Genomic DNA, 16,851 nt, shown 5'->3' on the forward strand with positions numbered 1-16,851 from the left:
CCGACAGAACGCTGAAAATATTTGCGGGAGATGCGAAAGCATGGACCGCAACACGGTGCGGCCCATGGTGGTAGTTCCTCAGCCCGCTGTTTCAGCCACCGAGCGGAAGAAATCCTCGGGGTCTTCGACTTCGGTCAGCTTCCGCTTGTCGACCAGCCAGAAGCGGTTGCCGACGGCGCGGATGAAGGAGCGGTCATGCGAGGCGAGCACACAGCTCGCCTGGTGCTTGAGCAGTTCCTCCTCCAGCGCTTCCTGGCCGTCGATGTCGAGATGGTTGGTCGGCTCGTCCAGCAGGTAGAAGTTGGGGTGGGTGAGCCTGAGCGCCAGCATCATCAGCCGCGCCTTCTGACCGCCGGACAGCACACCGATCTTTTTCTCCTGCATCTCAATGACCACGCCAGCGCCGGCAAGCAGCGAGCGGGCGCGTTGCTCGCCGACATCGTAGCGGCGCGAGACCAGGGCCAGCGGGGTCTCGTCGCCACTGATGCCGGCCAGCGCCTGGTCGCTGTAACCGAGCACCGTCGATGGCGTCACATTGACGTTCGGCACCGTGTCCGGCTCGGCGATGGCGTTGCGGATCAGATCGACGAAACGCGACTTGCCGACGCCGTTGCGGCCGAGCAGCACAATGCGATCGCCCTGGCAAATGTGGCGCTTGCCGGTCTTGAACAGCAGCATGCCGTCCGGCGTTTCCACCGCGGCGTCGTCCAGCGTAATCAGCACCTTGGCATGGGTGCCGCGGTTGGCCAGTCGGATCGCGCCGGCCGATTTCTCGCGATGCGCCGATACCGCGGCGTCTTCCAGCTTCTCCGCCCGTTCCCTGAGTTGCTTGGTCTTCACCGTCAAAAGGTCGCTGCCGGAATTGATGCCGATGTTGTTGAGCTTGGCGGCCTGCTTGCGCAGCTGCTGCGCCACCTTCATGTCGCGCTCGAACCGGCGCGCCGTCGAAGCGTCCAGGTCGTCGAGCGCTTGCCTGGCCTTGGAATAGGGCAGTGCAAACACCGGCGAGTCCTCCGGGCGCAAGAACAGCGTGCGGTTGGTGACGGCGTCGAGAAAGGCGCGGTCGTGACTGGCGATGACCACCGGCACCTCGCGGGGAGCGCGATTAGCCAGCTTTCCAGCTGGCTGATCTTGGCGAGGTCGAGATGATTGGTCGGCTCATCGAGCAAAAGCACATCCGGATCGGTGACCCAGACGCGGGCGATCAGCGCCAGCCGCTGCCATCCGCCGCTCAGCGCCTGCATCGGCCGTTCGCGCATCGGCTCGGGCACGTCGAGCGAATCCAGCACCACATCGACGCGCCACATCTCGCTGTCGGCCTGCTCGGCCGGCAAGGCATCGGCCACCACCTGATGGAAGGTGCGGCTAAGAAGGGCAGGCGGAACCGACTGCCCGACATGGCCGACACGCAGGCCGCGCGTGCGAGAAATGTCGCCCGAGGTCGGCTCCAGCGCGCCGGTCAGGCATTTGAGCAAGGTCGACTTGCCGCGGCCATTGGCGGCAACGATGCCGAGCCGGTCGCCGGTGCCGATGGTGAGATCGAGGTTGGAAAACAGCGGCGCACTCATGGTGACACCGAGGGATTTGAGGCTGATCAGGGCCATTGTGATTTCTCTGGTCTCGCCGGAGACAACTCCGGATGCACTTTGACGGTGTGCTTGCCGGCCATCAGGCTCAGCTTTGCGCACCACGAAAGGCAGACCAAAAAATCGAAACGGGAAAAAACCCGTAATGTCCCTGGTCAACCCTGCAAGCGAACTCGCAGGGCAGAAATCGGGCCACGCTGATGATGGTGATCGATAGACACGCAGCCCTCCTTTCAAGACAAAACTTTGAGTGTGTGGAGCGATTACACCAAAGGCGGGGGTGGAGGCAAGTGGGCGACGGATGCGGCGGTGGTGGAGCGCTCTTTCCTTCTCCCACAAGTGGAGAAGGAAAGAGGTGCTATTTCCCCGGCCGTCCCGTCTTGCCCGGCCGGCGCTTTTCGCGGCGGGCGTCGCCTGGGTCTTCGTAGGAGCCGATGCCGGCGCGCTGGCGAACGAATGGCTTTGGGGAAACGTCGCGTTCCTTCGCGCCCCCCTCTGCCCTGCCGGGCATCTCCTCCACTCGGGGGGAGATTGGCTGGGGCTTGGCCGGCACTTTCCCTTCGACCGGCTTTTCCGTGCGCCGCACGGTCATCTCGTCGAGCGAATTCTTCTTGAACAGTGGCTTGGTGGCGCCGCCCGGAATGCCGAAGTCGGAGCCGTGCGCTTCCTGCGCCGACTGTTTCTTGAACAGCGAGCGCGACACCGCGCCTGACGGCGTCGGCATGTCGGTACCAGGCCCCATATCGTCGATCGACGGCTTGGCAAATAGCGGCTTCTTCACCGGCACGGCGCCCTCGGCACCCATTTCGTCGAGCGCCGGCTTGCGGAAGAGGTTGGACCGGGCAGCCCTGGCCGCCTCTTCAGCCGCGCGTGCGTCGTCGAACTTGCGGAAACGCTCCTGTTCCTCAGCCGTACGGTGCTTGGCCACGCCCTTGTTGTGCTTGCCCTTCTCGCGGCCGGAGACCGGGCTTTCCATGTCGGCGTATTTGGCCAGCGGGTCTTCCGAGATGGACAGTTCCATCTCGCGCAGCCGCTTGATCTCGTCACGGATGCGGGCGGCCTTCTCGAAGTCGAGATTGGCGGCGGCGTCGCGCATCTGCTTTTCCATGGCGTCGAGATGAGCCTTGAGATTGTTGCCCATCATCGCACCGGCGCCGTCGGTGAACTGCGAGATATCGGCGCGGACATGGTCCTTCTCGTAGACCGAGTCCAGAATGTCGGAGATGCGCGACTTCACCGATTCCGGGGTGATGCCGTTGGCCGCGTTCCATTCCATCTGCTTTTCGCGGCGGCGGTTGGTCTCGGCCATCGCCCGCTCCATCGAGCCGGTGACCTGGTCGGCATAGAGGATGACCTTGCCGTCGACGTTGCGGGCGGCGCGACCGATGGTCTGGATCAGCGACGTCTCGGAGCGCAGGAAGCCCTCCTTGTCGGCGTCGAGGATGGCGACGAAACCGCATTCAGGAATGTCGAGGCCTTCGCGCAGCAGGTTGATGCCGACCAGCACGTCGAAAGCGCCGAGGCGGAGATCGCGCAGAATCTCGATGCGCTCCAGCGTGTCGATGTCGGAGTGCATGTAGCGAACGCGCACGCCTTGCTCATGCAAATATTCGGTCAGGTCTTCGGCCATGCGCTTGGTCAAAACGGTGACCAGCGTGCGGTAGCCGGCGGCCGTGGTGTCGCGGATTTCGCCGACGACATCGTCGACCTGGCTTTTCGCCGGGCGGACTTCGACCGGCGGATCGATCAGGCCGGTCGGGCGGATGACCTGCTCGGCGAACACGCCGCCGGCCTGTTCCATCTCCCAGGCGCCGGGTGTCGCAGAAACCGCGACGGAGAGCGGTCGCATGGCGTCCCATTCCTCGAAGCGCAGCGGACGGTTGTCCATGCAGGAGGGCAGGCGAAAACCATACTCCGCCAGCGTCGCCTTGCGCCGAAAGTCGCCACGATACATGCCGCCGATCTGCGGCACGGTGACGTGGCTTTCGTCGATGAAGACCAGCGCATTGTCCGGGATATATTCGAACAAAGTCGGCGGCGGATCGCCCGGCTGGCGTCCCGTGAGATAGCGCGAATAGTTCTCGATGCCGGCGCAGGAGCCGGTGGCTTCCAGCATCTCAAGATCGAAGCGGCAGCGCTGTTCGAGCCGCTGTGCCTCCAGCAGGCGGCCGGCGCGCTCGAGCTCGACCAGCCGGTGCTTGAGCTCCTCCTTGATCGACTTGATCGCCTGGTTGAGCGTTGGACGCGGCGTCACATAGTGCGAGTTGGCGTAGATCTTGACGCTCTTCAGCTCGCCGGTCTTCTGGCCGGTGAGCGGATCGAACTCGGTGATCGCCTCGATCTCGTCGCCGAACATCGAGATGCGCCAGGCGCGGTCCTCAAGGTGGGCCGGGAAGATTTCGATCGTGTCGCCGCGCACGCGGAACGAGCCGCGCACGAAATTGATGTCCTGGCGCTTGTACTGCTGGGCGACGAGGTCGGCGAGCAGCGCCCGCTGGTCGAGCCGATCGCCGATCTGCATCTGGAAGGTCATCGCCGTGTAGGTCTCGACCGAGCCGATACCGTAGATGCAGGACACCGAGGCGACGATGATGACGTCGTCGCGCTCGAGCAGCGAACGCGTCGCCGAATGGCGCATGCGGTCGATCTGCTCGTTGATCGAGGATTCCTTCTCGATGAAAGTGTCGGTGCGCGGAACGTAGGCTTCCGGTTGGTAGTAGTCGTAATAGGAGACGAAATACTCCACCGCATTGTCTGGGAAGAATTTCTTGAACTCGGAATAGAGCTGCGCGGCCAGCGTTTTGTTGGGCGCCAGGATCAAGGCAGGGCGTTGCGTCTGCTCGATCACCTTGGCCATGGTGAAGGTTTTGCCGGAGCCGGTGACGCCGAGCAGTACCTGGGTGCGGTCATTGTTATCGACGCCCTCGACAAGATCCTTGATGGCGGTCGGCTGGTCGCCGGCCGGCTCGAAATCCGACACCATCTTGATGGCGATGCCGCCTTCGGATTTTTCCGGGCGGGCAGGGCGGTGCGGCGTCCACAGCACGCCGTCCTTGTGCAGCGGGTTGCCGGATTCGATCAGCGCCGACAGCGCCGCGACCGTCGCGGTGACGCTGCCCGAGGCCATCGTCTCGGCGTCTTCCAGCGAGATGTCGAGACCGGCGACCGGGTTGAGGCCGGCGGCGGTGCGCTCGCGCGCCGTTGCCGCGCCACCCATCGAGGTCCCGCGCGAACTGCGGCTGGGCGCAGCGGACCGCTCCGGGATCTTCTTCGCGGACGTTGGTGATTTGCCATCGCCCTTACCGGTGAGACGGCCTTCCTTCTCGGCCTCCTGCTCGATCTGCTCGGCCCAGTCGGCAATCGAGCCGGTCAGCGGCGTGCCGGTGAAGTCGGCCTGCGGCGCCTCGGCGAAGCCGCCTCTGTGCAGAGGCTCCGAGGCATCGAGGAAATCGGTCAGCGGGCTGCGCCGCTTCGGCGGCGAAGCGCCGTTGTCACCCGCCGGAGACGGTGTCTTTTTGTCAGGGAGTTTGGCCATGCCCCAAATATGGGCAGAGTCCGCCAAAATGGAAAGAGTGCAGTGGCGAAGGGCGCTAAGCGGGTCGAAGCTCCTGACACAAGGGTGTCAGGAGCTGTGTTACGCGAAGCCGGGCCACCTGCTCAATTGAACCACAGCGCGAAGGTCAAAAACCCACCGCCACCGAACTGACGCTGGATCTGGTCGAACTCGCCGCTGGTCACGATCTCACCGCTCTCGAGGTAGGGCGCGATGGCCGGGCCGGTAATCGACAGCACGAGGTCGAAAGGCTTCGGTTCTTCGAAGAAACGCTTCATGTTGATGCCCTGGCCGGTGCTGGCCGTGATGCGGAAATGCGGCAGCAGCTTGCGGCCTTCCAAAAGGTCTTCGGCCATGGTCAGAGTGGCGAGCCAGGCCTCGACCTGCTCCTCGCCGACTTCGAGCCCGGTGAGCGGGTTCTCGCCCTTCTGCTGCGGTCCCGGCAACCATTCGCGGTCATTGTCGGTCTCGGCGCGGATCGCCTTCCAGTCCTGGCGCGACAGCCGGATCATTTCGAGCAGATGGCGGCGCGCCGCTTGACGTCGCTCGGGCTCGACCACCGGCCAGTTGACGAGGTGAACCATGGAGATGAAATCCGCGATGCGCCATTCCGATGAGAAGATGCTGCTGCCCATGTCCCCGGCGGGAGGCACGAGAATGTCCTGCAGCGGCAGTTTGGCGCGCGGAAACAGCATGTGGAACGAGCCGTCGAACATGGTCCTGAAATCATGCGCCAGCCAGAAATCGGCCTGCGCCATCAGGAATTCGGCATAGCCCTTCAGCCAGAAACCGTCGGCCCGATCGAAGCGGAATGTGAGCGAGGGAGCGGCGCCGTCCGACGAGATACCGCCGCGCGACAGCGCGGCCATGACCGCCGCGATGCTTTCATCCGGCGTGATACTGCCGTCCTCGTTGAGATCGATGCCGGCATGGGTGAGGTCGACGACCATGCCGATATCGGCTCCCGCGGGCACCGAACCCAGTGTCGCCGCCGACCGTTCCAACCGGTCGCGAAAGGCGACCAGGATGGCGCGGAACTGCTCATAGGTCAGCGGTTCGGGATTGGGATTGTCCGGAACCGGCAGCCGCATCAGCGGCAGCATGAAGGATTGCGGGCTTTCGAACCCGTGGCGGTGCAGGCCGCCGGCCAGGATTTCCAGGGCGGTGAAGAATTCGCCGGCGCCGGCGGCGTAGGCTGACGCCGGATCGCCTTTCGCTGCAGACTCAAGCGTTGTGAGCGCACGGTTGCGCTCAGCCACCGTTTTGGCCTCGAACAGCGCGGTCGCTGCTTCGGGCGCGGCGGCGTGGGCCGAAGATAAAGGCAGCAACAGGAGGAAGGCGGACGCCAGCAGGCCTGCAAAACGTGTCATCTCATTCCTCCACTATGCCATTGCGCAGACATTACACGCATTTGGCGCCGTGTCTGCCGGCGGCAGTGTTCAAGGACTGACGGTCGACACTTCCCGGGCAGACCGTCTACACAAGCTAACCGATTGGGCAAACGATTGGGCGTCGCGTGTCGAACTATCCGCTTTCCTACAAACTGTCATGGCTGCCGCGCTTCCTGAAACCATCTCTCGGCGGCGATGTCAGGGATTTTGCACCGAGGGCGGCGACGACGATCATCGATCCGCCGCCGGGGCGGAAGGTGCGGCTGGCCTTTGTCGGCGATATTTCGGCGGTGGCCAACCGTAGTGCGCCGGAGTGCGATCCGGAAATCGCAAAGCTCTTGGGCTCAGCCGATCTGGTGATCGGCAATTGCGAAAGTCCGGTCGTCGAGCGGCCGAGCGTGGCGTTTGGCACGCGGCTTGGCACTCACCATGCGATGAGCGAGCGGTTTCTTGCCGCGGCGCTTGCCGCCGTAGGCATCGCGCGTGAAAAGCTCGTGCTGTCGCTGGCCAACAACCATGTGCTCGACCAGGGCGTCGCCGGTTTCGACGAGACCGTTGCGGCGTTGAAGCGGCTTGGAATCCGCACCATCGGCACCGCGAAAAAAGGACCGGTCGAGCAGGTCAAGGCCGGGCCGCTGACGATCGGCTTTGCCGCCTTCACACTGTGGCGTAATGGCGACGCCGGGCCATTCACCGAGCTTGTCTCGATGCAAAGCGATCCGGCGGCATGGCCGAGAGGCGCGGCCGACAAGAACACCGATCTCACCTGTGCGGTGCCGCACTGGGACTGGGAGTTCCGGCATTTTCCGCAGCCGCAAACGCAAACGCTGGCGAGGTTGCTGGCCGGTCACGGCGTGGGGCTGATTGCCGGGCACCACGCCCATGTCGTGCAGCCGGTGCAATGGGTCGGCAAGACGCTCGTGGCTTACGGGCTTGGCGACTTCCTCGGCACGGCGCTGGCGCGGCAGCCCTGGCCCGGCCGCATCGCCGGCATTTTCGTCGTCGATGTCAGCGCCGATCTCGGCAAGCGCGGTGCGATCGCCGGCTACCGGATGCATCCCTTCATGCGGTTGCGCGCAGGCGGGCATGAGCGGCTGGTTCCGGTCGAGGCGCTGACTGGCCGGATGAAGGGCAAGGTCGAAGCCAGGCTGAAGGCGATCTTTGGCGACTGACGACTTTCCCGCTATTATAGGCATAAACGGACTTCGCGAGGGGGCGATGGAAGCAGCTGAGTTCATGCCTGATGAAGCGGTGGTCGCCGGCATCAGGAAGAATATCGAGATCTATGAGGCTGGACGGGCTTCGGCCTACCGCCAGGTGCGCTGGCGGGTGCCGGTGTTTCTGGGGCTGCTGCTGGTTTTTGTCGTGCTGGTGGCCTGGCTGTTCAACAAGGTCGCCGACTTGAACGAGCAATGGTTCTCGACGCCGCATGTGTTCCTCTATGTCGGCGGTTTCTTCGCGGCGCTGCTGCTGTACTTCCTGGCGAACAGGCCGGCGACGCGGCTGCAGCAATCGTTCCGTGACACGCTGCTGCCGATCATCTTCGGCTTCATCAGGGATGTGCGCTATCAGCACAGCGTGACGCCGAATTCCTTCGACCGGCTGCCGCGCGCCGTGGTCGGCGCCTTCAACCGGCAGAGCTTCGACGACATCGTGTCAGGCCGCTACGAGGATTTTCCCTTCGAGCTTTACGAGGCGGAGTTGCGCCAAGGGTCGGGCAAAGGCTCGTCGACGGTCTTCAAGGGCGTTGTCGTCGCCTTCGAGACCATTGCGCCGTTCCCCGGCATATTGGTCGCGACGCGCCGCAGCAACGCGGTGGTCGGTTTCTTCCGCGGCATCTTCGCCGGCAAGATGCAGGAACTGTCCAGCGGCGATCCGCTGCTCGACGGCGACTACGAATTTCGCACCGACAATGTCGCCGCCGCGCAGCCGCTGGTGAGCGGCCGGTTGGCGCAGGCGCTGAAATGGCTGCACGAGACATGGCGCGATGATCCGGCGCGGGTGGCACTTAATGGCAGCGATGGTTTCCTGCTCTTGCCGCAGCCGAAGAATTTCTTCGAACTGCCCGCCATTTCCGTGCCACTCGATTACACCAAGCACATCGCGCCGATGATCGCCGATATGGGCGCGATCTTGGCGACCGCGGCGCTGGTGCGCAAGATCGGCGCGACGGATGGCGAGGCCTAAAGCGCCGCGCGTCGAAACGAATTCATGCGACGCGCTTCAGGTCTTGTTTTCATGCATATCGTTGCCCCAAAACGGCGGTCCTGTTTGGGCGCATGCATTAGCCAGGCTGCCGCGCGTCAGCAGGCGAAGCCGTAGTTCTGGCGATAATATTCGACGTCTTCTTGCGCCATCGTCTTGAACATCACGCAGACGGTGAAGCTGCCGACCTGGCGACCGTTTTTGGTGTAGCCCCAGTCGGAAATATCGTCCCGGTTAAATTCGAGTTCCTGGCCGGCCACGACATTGTGCACCGCTTGCGGCTCATTGGCCAATGTTCCTGCAAATCCGGTCGAGGTCTTGTGGAAGGGGATGATCCAGAAATGCTCCGAGGCGTCTCCGTCCCTGACCTCGACTTTCAATTTGTAGCTGGTTGTCCCGGCTGGCGGCGCATCCGACAAGGACAGGTATTCATCGAGGCTGGCGCGCGCCTGCGCAATGGCCGCCGCCATGTCCGGATCGTCCCTGGCGACCCCTACAACCTTGTCGCCCCCTGGCCGGAATCCTGCGCACCGGCCGGAATCGGCGCCAACGCCAGCATCAGGGACAGCATGGTTCGAACTGCATGCTTCATGAAATGGCGCTCCTGCGTGTCGATGCCTGACACCATCATGCATCTATCTGGAGTTTTCAACGGCAGTGCGACAGCGTGGTATGGTCCGGCGGCAGGCCGCTCACAACCCGCTCGGCACCAGCCCTGCCAGCCAGTTCGCGGACCGCTTGGCCATGCCGACCGTTGCCGACGCGACGCGGCCGAGATCTGTCTTGACCACGGCGTAGCCGTTCCTGGTGCGGTAGAGCACGCCTGTTCCGCCATCGACCACTTGCTCGTAGGCGACGGGCCGTACCGCTGCTGCCTCCATGGCCGTCGTCGGGGAGCCGACGGGAACGCTCGGCCGATGGCTCAGTTCCGGCGGCAACGGGGTTTGGACATTCCGGCTGGCCGGCTTCAGTTCCGGGCGGGATGCGGCCGCGGCCAGTTGCGAAGAAGACGCCGACCCCTTGCTGCGGCAGATGCCAGAGACCAGCGGATAGTCGAAGTTCTTCTGGTGCAGCATCTGGCTTTTCATCGCCGCTTCGCAGTCGGCGATAGTCGCCCACTTCGCCGGCGTCTCGCCGATATATTCGCAAAGCTTGGCGTCGCAGTCGCAGCCGACAATGGTCATGGCGACAAGGGCGGTCTTGATCACGGTCTTGTCCTTCGGATTGCCCCCCGGCAGCCAGTCCTTCCATCGCGCGCGAACAAGGCGGGATTTTGGCCGCGATCACGCGATGAGCCGGGGGGATGCGTTTTTCGGGTACGGCTCACTATAGGTGGATTTCGAGACACCCGGTAGCAGATATGGCGGGGGCGTGATGCATTTGCAGGAAGAAGCCTGAATAAATCTTGTCGGCTATGGCCGCGACAACTGTTTCTTGGCCCGGTTTTCTACTACGATACTCACGGGGCGATACAACAATATAGGAGGGGTTTGTCATGGGAAGAATTGTCCGGTCCGCCGAGCCTGTGCCGAAAAGGGATTCAACGCTCGAGGGCCTTCCAGGCGATGCTCCGCTCGGCGTCGACGATGACAAGCAAGAAGATCAAGGATCGAAAGGCGGCGACGGCTATCTCGACCGGGTTGCGAAGTACGTGCCTGCCGAAGTCGTGGCATTTTTCATCTTCGTCAACTCCATCCTGGTCAATGCCACCGAGCAGCCGGTTGCCAAGGCGTTGACCGATGCGGTGGCGGAAGAGACCAAAGGCAATCCGGGGGACATTCCGGGTAAGGTGCAGGCAGCCATCTATAAGATTGAAATGGCCGGTATCAGCGTCTGGACCATTTCATGGATCATGTTGATCGTCGCGCTGGCGATGACGCCGGTGTATCTGAAATCGGTCAGCGATTCAGCGGACGATGCGGAGGCTCCGGGAGCCAACATCGTCATGTCGATGCTCGCCTTCCCATTCTGGGCCTATGCCGTCAACGCGCTGGCCCTCAGGCCATGGCATGACGGTGCGCTGGCCAGCATCATGCTCGCCACCTTCACGCTCATCAGCGGCGCCATACGGCCGGAATATATAAACGCTGGCCTCAATTTGATCCCGGGCATCGGCCCGAAGAACTAGCTTGGCCCGCCGGGCAGGCCGCGGTGCAGGGCGCGGCTTCAGTTGTAGACGCGCTCCAGCCTCGCGCCTGCTTCGAACAGCGCCGGCAGCACGATGTGCAGCTTGCGCACGGCGACGATCAGCCCGGTGCGACGGGTGGCCGGATCGATCGGAACGGTTGGCTGAACAGCGCCCGGGCGCCTTCGGGCGGAGCGAAATCTGCCGCCGAAAGCACGGTGAGCATGATCGCGTCATTGCCACCGATCTCGACGAAGGACACGCCTCTGTCGATCAGGCGCGGGATCATGTCGGTGAATTGCTGATCGCGCCTGGTGATGAAGATGGTTCCGTCAGCGCCGAAATCGCGTTCCAGCAAAGTATCGGCTTCTTCACGCGTCGCTTCGCCGACCGGACCTTGGCCCAAAAGACAGTCGGCGCCGGGATTTCTCCCAGCGCCTCCCTGTCAGATCAGGACACGGTCGCGGCAGCAACTTCCGTGAAGTCGTCGCGCCATGCCGGCCTTGATTTTGACGGTCCTGCCAGTCACCGCCCGAGGGCAGTGCCCGTTCCAGACCACGCCGTTCTCCACCCTTGCGAGCTTCGTTCGGCGCGCCATCGAAGGTTTTCGCCGTCCTTCATGGCAGCATCGGTCCGCCGTTGGCGTTCGCACGCTTTCCGCGGCCCCGTAGGTCTCGGCATCCGTCCCTCGAACAAGCAAGCCTGCTCTCGCTTCGGGCCGTACGGGCCTCAGGAAATCCGCCTTTTCGCTTTGCCTTTCGGCGCGACGATCGGTAGCCGCCTGAGATGGGTTAAACTTACGCCGGGTAAGGGTTTTGGGGAATGGGCGTGAGCCTGTGGATAACGGGATTATCGGGGACGGTTTGCCACAAAGCTCGGAATTTCGACTCCAGCTGCATTAGACAGCCCGCCCGCTTTTTGGCGCCTGATCGGCTGTGCCCCTTGCTCCGCCGGCTGGCGCGGGCTTCAATGCAGGCAAAGCATCGAGCCTATCGGCTCGGTGCGGGGAGGGTGCGTATTGAAAGTCGGGGTGGTGCTCAATCCGATTGCCGGCGGCGGCCGGCTGAAACGGCATTGGCCGGAGGTCGCCGCATCGCTGAAAAAGCATTTCGGCGAATTCGAGCTGCGCGAGACGCAGGCCGAGGGCGACGCCGAAAGGCTGGCGCTCGACCTCGCGGCAAGCGGCTTCGAGCTGGTGATCGCGGCCGGCGGCGACGGCACCGCCAGCGAGGTGGCCGACGGATTGCTGCAGGCATTCGATGAGAGCGGCCGGACAACCGAACTTGCCTTGCTGCCTTGCGGCACCGGCATCGATTTCGCGCGCGGGCTCGGGCTGCCGAAAGAGGTGGATGCGGTGCTGAAGCGGATCGCCGAAGCCAAGGCGCGCAAGGTCGATGCCGGGCGCATCTGCTACATCGACGACCATGGCGCGCTGGCCAGCCGGCACTTCATCAATATCGCCAGCCTCGGCCTGTCCGGCGCCACGGACCGTGCGGTCAATGCCGACAAGCGCAAGGGCAGGATGTCGGCCAAGGCGCTGTTTTTCTGGCGCACCGTGGTCGAGTTCATCCGCTACCGCTTCCAGGATGTCCGGATCACCGTCGACGATGGCACCCCGGTCGAGGCGCGCATGGCGCTGGTGGCGGTCGCCAACGGAAAGTTCTTCGGCGGCGGCATGATGATCGCCCCGGACGCCGAACTCGCCGACGGCCAGTTCGACATCGTCATCCTGTGCGCGGCCGGCAAGCTCAAGCTGATCTGGGACATCCGCCTGCTCTATGGCGGACGGCATCGTAACCATCCCGCCATCACCATCCTGCGCGGCCGGAAAGTGGTGGTCGAACCGATCGGCGATGTCGAGAAGAATAGCGCGCTGGTCGACATAGACGGCGAGTCGCCGGGGCGTATACCCGCGACGTTTGAGATCCTGCCCGGAGCGCTGACGCTGAGATATTGAATCAAGGCGTTGAGGGATTGATTCAGGTGGTTTGAGCGGCGATTCCGGCGAACCGGCCAAGGGCATGAAATCGCAGGACATATTTACCCGGCTTAGCTTTCCAGCTTGGCTGGGAAACCGGGCGCGCGCAGATCCATGTCGACGGCATCCTCGAGCAGTTTGACGATCTGGGTCGACCAGGCGCCGCCGCCATATTCCTGTTTGCCCATCAGGAAAATCTCACTCACAAGCGGCGCCAGTTGGAGTGGCAGTCTGAACTCCCTGCCCATCGCAAGCGCAAAGCCGAGGTCCTTCAGTGCCAGGTCCATGGTGAAGCCAATGTCGTAGGAGCCGTTGAGGATGAGCTGGCTTTCGGTCTCATGGACGAAGCTGTTGCCGGAGGAGGCGACGATGGCGTGGTAGGATTGCGCGAGGTCGAGGCCGCCTTGCTTGGCCAACATCAGCGCCTCGCCGGCGGCGACGAGATGGATGAAGGCCAGCATGTTGGTGATCACCTTGATCACCGCCGCCGAGCCGACCGGACCCATCAGGAACGACTTTGCGCACATCGCTTCGATGGCCGGACGATGGCGCTCGTAAAGCGCAGCATCGCCGCCGACAAGCGCGGTGATCTTTCCGACCGCGGCCAGATGCACGCCGCCGGTGACCGGGCACTCCAGCGTCTCGATGCCTTTGGCCGCGGCGAGGGCGGCTAGGCGCAGGATCTCGTCGCGGCCGTTGGTCGACATCTCGATCCAGGAGCCGCCCCTGGGCAGACCCTCGAGCAGGCCGCCGGCATTCGCCAGCACCGCTTCGCTGACCTTGGGCGAGGGCAGGCAAGTAATGGCATTGCCGGCCTGTGCCGCCGCTTCGGCCGGGCTGGTCGCGGCCGTGGCGCCGAGCGCCACGAGGCGCTCGACGGCGGCGGGGTCGCGGTCGAAGACGATGACGACAAAACCGTTGCGCAACAGGCTGGCGGCAAGGTTGCCGCCGAGATGGCCAAGGCCGATGAAGGCGTAGCGTTCGCTCACGGCATCAGCGGCGTTTGCATCATCTGCAAATGCAGGTCCTTGCCGGTGTAGGGATGCGCGTCGCAGACCGCTTCGTCCAGCTCGACGCCGAGGCCCGGCTCCTTCGATGGAATGACATTGCCGTCCTGCCATTCGATCTTCTTCTTGAGCAGTGTCGCGTGGAAGCCGTCCCACTGCTTCAGCGATTCCAGGATGAGGAAATTGGGCAGCGTCACCGCCAGCTGGATGTTGGCGGCGCCAACGATCGGCCCACAATAGCAGTGCGGCGCGATCTGGATGTGGTAGGCCTCGGCCATGGCGGCGATCTTCTTGGTTTCGAGAATGCCGCCTGAGCGGCCAAGGTCCGGTTGCAGGATGGTGGCGGCGCGGTTCTCGATCACGCGAGCGAATTCGAACTTCGTGGTCAACCGCTCGCCGGTGGCGATCGGGATCGAGGTGCCGCGGGCGACATGCGCCATCACTTCGGGCATGTCCGGCGGGACCGGCTCTTCGAACCACAAGGGATCGTAGGGCTCGATGGCTCGTGCCATGCGCAGCGCACCCGACGCGGTGAACTGGCCATGCGTGCCGAACAGAATATCGGCGCGGGTGCCGACCGCTTCGCGGATCGCCTTGACCATGCGGGTGGAGACATCGATGTCGATCAGGCGCGGCTGGTGGCCGTCGAAGGCGGTATAAGGTCCGGCCGGGTCGAGCTTGACGGCGTTGAACCCCTGCTCGACATATTCGAGCGCGCAGGCGGCCGCCAATTCGGGGTCATTGTAGACGTTCCTGCCGTCCGGCGCGTCTTCCGAATGGACGCTGCCGGTGTGCGGATAGAGATAGGTGTAGGAGCGCAGCGTCTCATGCACCTGGCCGCCGAGCAATTTGTAGACCGGCTTGTTGGCTTCCTTGCCGACAATGTCCCAGCAGGCCATTTCCAGCGCCGAGAAACAGCCCATGCCGGTAACGTCGGGGCGCTGGGTAAATCCTGAGGAATAGGCGCGGCGGAAGAAGGTCTCGATGTCATGCGGATCGTGGCCGATCAGGTAACGCTCGGCCATGTCCTCGACCAGCTTGGCCGTTATGTGAGCCGAGAAGGTGGCGTTGTAGGCCTCGCCGTAACCGACCACGCCGCCATCGGTGGTCAGCTTGACGAAGATGAAATACTTGCCGCCGATGCCGGGCGGCGGGTTGCCGACTACCCAGGTCTTGACGTCGGTGATCTTCATTTTTGGTCCTCCAGAACCAGTTCGGCGCCCTTCCATCCGGTCATGACCGAGGCGGCGTTGGTGTTGCCGGTGATGTTGGCGGGAAAGATCGAGGCGTCGATGACACGCAGACCTTCGAGCCCGTGCACTTTCAGGCGCGGGTCGACGACGGCGGCCCCGGCGTCCGGCCCCATGCGGCAGGTCGAGACCGGGTGATAGACGGTGCCTGAGCGCTTCCTGAAATCCTGGATCAGGTCGGCATCCGATTGGATCGATGGGCCCGGCAAAACCTCCTCAGTGATGATCTCGGCCATGGCGGGCATCGAGGCTATCTTGCGCACGAATTTCACCGCCGCCAGCATCTCGTCGACATCGGCGTTGGTGGAATAGGCGTTGGCTACGATCCTGGGATAGTCCAGCGGATTGCTGGAGCGGATCATGATCTCGCCGCGGCTGGACGGGCGGCAGTTGGAGAGGCCGATGGAAAAGCCCGGCCACGGATCCGGCGTCAGGATCGGCCGCTCGCCGCTCTTCGGAATGACGGTCGAGAAAGCCTGGAAATAAAGCTGCATGTTGGGGCGCGAAAACGCCGGGTCGGTTCGGAAGAAGCCGCCGCCATGGTTCATCGACAGCGACAGCGGGCCGGAGCGGGTGAGGATGTACTGCATGCCGACCAGCAGCTTGCCCCACCAGGGCCGCAGGATTTGGTTGAGCGTCGGCACGTTTCCCTTGAAGGTATAGTTGATGCCGACATGGTCCTGCAGATGCGCGCCGACATTTTCGTTGGCGTGGACGACCGGGATGCCAAGCCCCTTGAGCAGTGACGAGGGGCCGACGCCGGACAGTTGCAAGAGCTGCGGCGAGTTGATCGAGCCGGCGGACAGGATGACTTCGCGGCCAGCCCGCGCCGTCTTGGTCTCGCCGTTCTGCAGATATTCGATGCCGACGGCTCGCTTGCCCTCGAACAGGATCCTGCTCGCCAGCGCATTCGTCTCGACGCGGACGTTTTTGCGCTTCATCGCGGGGCGCAGGAAGGCGCGCACGGCCGACATGCGGCGGCCGTTTTTGGTGGAGATCTGGTAGGTGCCGACGCCTTCCTGGGCGGCACCGTTGAAGTCGGGGTTGAGCGGCAGCCCGGCTTGCTGGCCGGCGGCGAGGTAGCGCCTGGTCAGCGGATGGACGGCGTTCGTCGTGTCGGTGATATGCAGCGGCCCGCCGGTGCCGCGCCATCTATCGGCGCCGGCCTCATTGTCCTCAAGCGCCTTGAAGCCCGGCAACAGATCGTCATAACCCCAACCGGGATTGCCGGCATCGCGCCAGTCATCAAAATCCTCGCGCGCGCCTCGGATCCAGACCATGGCGTTGATCGAGCTTGAGCCGCCAAGCAGCTTGCCGCGCGGCCAATGGTCGACATTGCCGGCAAGGCCGGGGTCCGGCTCGGGCTTGTAGTTCCAGTTGACCGCGGGGTCGAAGAAAGTCTTGCCGTAGCCAAGCGGCATCTGGACATAGAAGCGGCGGTCGCTGCCGCCGGCTTCCAGCACCAGCACGGAGTAACGGCCGGAAGCCGACAGCCTGTCGGCGAGAACCGAGCCGGCTGAGCCGGAGCCGACGATGATGAAGTCATAGGTCTGCATGATTGGTGTTGGCGGCTCCGCAAAACTGGCTGCAGCCTATCCGCGGCAGGCTTCCGAAGTCGCGGTGCCTTCCGGCATGCGTTGTGAAAAATGCGACCGTGAGACGCCTGGCCGGAAAAGCTGCCATGGAACCGACATTGCGCCGGGAGCCTCGCCCGTCGCGTTGACCTCTTGGGTCCATGACGCTAGGGGATCGAGGG

Annotated in this window: 13 protein-coding genes and 1 pseudogene; 4 read left to right on the forward strand and 10 right to left on the reverse strand. The window is 63.7% G+C overall.

The window, feature by feature from the left end:
- Positions 1 to 78: 78 nt before the first annotated feature.
- From NKI88_RS11100 to NKI88_RS11110, 3 genes and pseudogenes are all read right to left on the reverse strand, one after another.
- Positions 79 to 1,604: pseudogene (locus NKI88_RS11100) on the reverse strand (ABC-F family ATP-binding cassette domain-containing protein).
- 340 nt (positions 1,605 to 1,944) lie between these two features.
- Positions 1,945 to 5,121, reverse strand: a complete 3,177-nt coding sequence (gene uvrB / locus NKI88_RS11105) for an excinuclease ABC subunit UvrB (RefSeq protein WP_352655101.1) — start codon at positions 5,119 to 5,121, stop codon at positions 1,945 to 1,947.
- A gap of 122 nt (positions 5,122 to 5,243) precedes the next feature.
- Positions 5,244 to 6,509 (reverse strand): hypothetical protein, encoded by a 1,266-nt coding sequence (locus NKI88_RS11110; RefSeq protein ID WP_352655103.1) that lies wholly within the window; start codon positions 6,507 to 6,509, stop codon positions 5,244 to 5,246.
- Between the two features lie 146 nt (positions 6,510 to 6,655).
- On the opposite strand from NKI88_RS11110, the gene NKI88_RS11115 reads away from it, so the two are divergent.
- Both NKI88_RS11115 and NKI88_RS11120 read left to right on the forward strand, forming a co-directional pair.
- Positions 6,656 to 7,702, forward strand: a complete 1,047-nt coding sequence (locus tag NKI88_RS11115) for a CapA family protein (RefSeq protein WP_352655105.1) — start codon at positions 6,656 to 6,658, stop codon at positions 7,700 to 7,702.
- 46 nt (positions 7,703 to 7,748) lie between these two features.
- Positions 7,749 to 8,717, forward strand: a complete 969-nt coding sequence (locus tag NKI88_RS11120) for a hypothetical protein (RefSeq protein WP_352655107.1) — start codon at positions 7,749 to 7,751, stop codon at positions 8,715 to 8,717.
- Between the two features lie 116 nt (positions 8,718 to 8,833).
- On the opposite strand, the gene NKI88_RS11125 is transcribed toward NKI88_RS11120, so the two are convergent.
- The 3 genes from NKI88_RS11125 to NKI88_RS11135 all read right to left on the reverse strand — a co-directional run bounded on the left by NKI88_RS11125 (position 8,834) and on the right by NKI88_RS11135 (position 9,943).
- The gene (locus NKI88_RS11125) at positions 8,834 to 9,205 is read right to left on the reverse strand and encodes a DUF2314 domain-containing protein (RefSeq protein WP_352655109.1); all 372 of its coding nucleotides are present in this window, start codon (positions 9,203 to 9,205) and stop codon (positions 8,834 to 8,836) included.
- 23 nt (positions 9,206 to 9,228) lie between these two features.
- Positions 9,229 to 9,366, reverse strand: a complete 138-nt coding sequence (locus tag NKI88_RS11130; protein ID WP_352655111.1) for a hypothetical protein — start codon at positions 9,364 to 9,366, stop codon at positions 9,229 to 9,231.
- Between the two features lie 61 nt (positions 9,367 to 9,427).
- Entirely contained in the window at positions 9,428 to 9,943 is a 516-nt protein-coding gene (locus NKI88_RS11135) for a hypothetical protein (protein WP_023705887.1), read from the reverse strand.
- Between the two features lie 287 nt (positions 9,944 to 10,230).
- On the opposite strand from NKI88_RS11135, the gene NKI88_RS11140 reads away from it, so the two are divergent.
- Positions 10,231 to 10,863 carry a hypothetical protein gene (locus NKI88_RS11140; protein ID WP_352655113.1) on the forward strand — a complete coding sequence of 211 codons (633 nt, stop codon included), beginning with the start codon at positions 10,231 to 10,233 and terminating at the stop codon, positions 10,861 to 10,863.
- A gap of 118 nt (positions 10,864 to 10,981) precedes the next feature.
- Here the strand turns inward: NKI88_RS11140 and NKI88_RS11145 are convergent, their stop codons facing one another.
- Positions 10,982 to 11,218 (reverse strand): hypothetical protein, encoded by a 237-nt coding sequence (locus NKI88_RS11145; RefSeq protein ID WP_023733333.1) that lies wholly within the window; start codon positions 11,216 to 11,218, stop codon positions 10,982 to 10,984.
- Between the two features lie 660 nt (positions 11,219 to 11,878).
- On the opposite strand from NKI88_RS11145, the gene NKI88_RS11150 reads away from it, so the two are divergent.
- Positions 11,879 to 12,817 carry a diacylglycerol/lipid kinase family protein gene (locus tag NKI88_RS11150; protein WP_352655115.1) on the forward strand — a complete coding sequence of 313 codons (939 nt, stop codon included), beginning with the start codon at positions 11,879 to 11,881 and terminating at the stop codon, positions 12,815 to 12,817.
- 92 nt (positions 12,818 to 12,909) lie between these two features.
- On the opposite strand, the gene NKI88_RS11155 is transcribed toward NKI88_RS11150, so the two are convergent.
- Genes NKI88_RS11155 through NKI88_RS11165 form a run of 3 tightly spaced genes read right to left on the reverse strand, consistent with a single transcriptional unit; the run spans position 12,910 to position 16,651 of the window.
- The gene (locus tag NKI88_RS11155; RefSeq protein ID WP_023683741.1) at positions 12,910 to 13,827 is read right to left on the reverse strand and encodes an NAD(P)-dependent oxidoreductase; all 918 of its coding nucleotides are present in this window, start codon (positions 13,825 to 13,827) and stop codon (positions 12,910 to 12,912) included.
- Positions 13,824 to 15,038, reverse strand: coding sequence for a mandelate racemase/muconate lactonizing enzyme family protein (locus NKI88_RS11160; protein WP_352655117.1), 1,215 nt, complete (start codon positions 15,036 to 15,038; stop codon positions 13,824 to 13,826). The genes NKI88_RS11155 and NKI88_RS11160 overlap by 4 nt, the downstream gene beginning before the upstream one ends.
- Positions 15,035 to 16,651: a GMC family oxidoreductase gene (locus tag NKI88_RS11165; RefSeq protein WP_023724935.1), complete on the reverse strand. Its 1,617-nt coding sequence runs from the start codon at positions 16,649 to 16,651 to the stop codon at positions 15,035 to 15,037. The genes NKI88_RS11160 and NKI88_RS11165 overlap by 4 nt, the downstream gene beginning before the upstream one ends.
- Positions 16,652 to 16,851 lie beyond the last annotated feature (200 nt).

The organism is Mesorhizobium sp. M0317 (assembly GCF_040321555.1).
Lineage (GTDB): Bacteria > Pseudomonadota > Alphaproteobacteria > Rhizobiales > Rhizobiaceae > Mesorhizobium.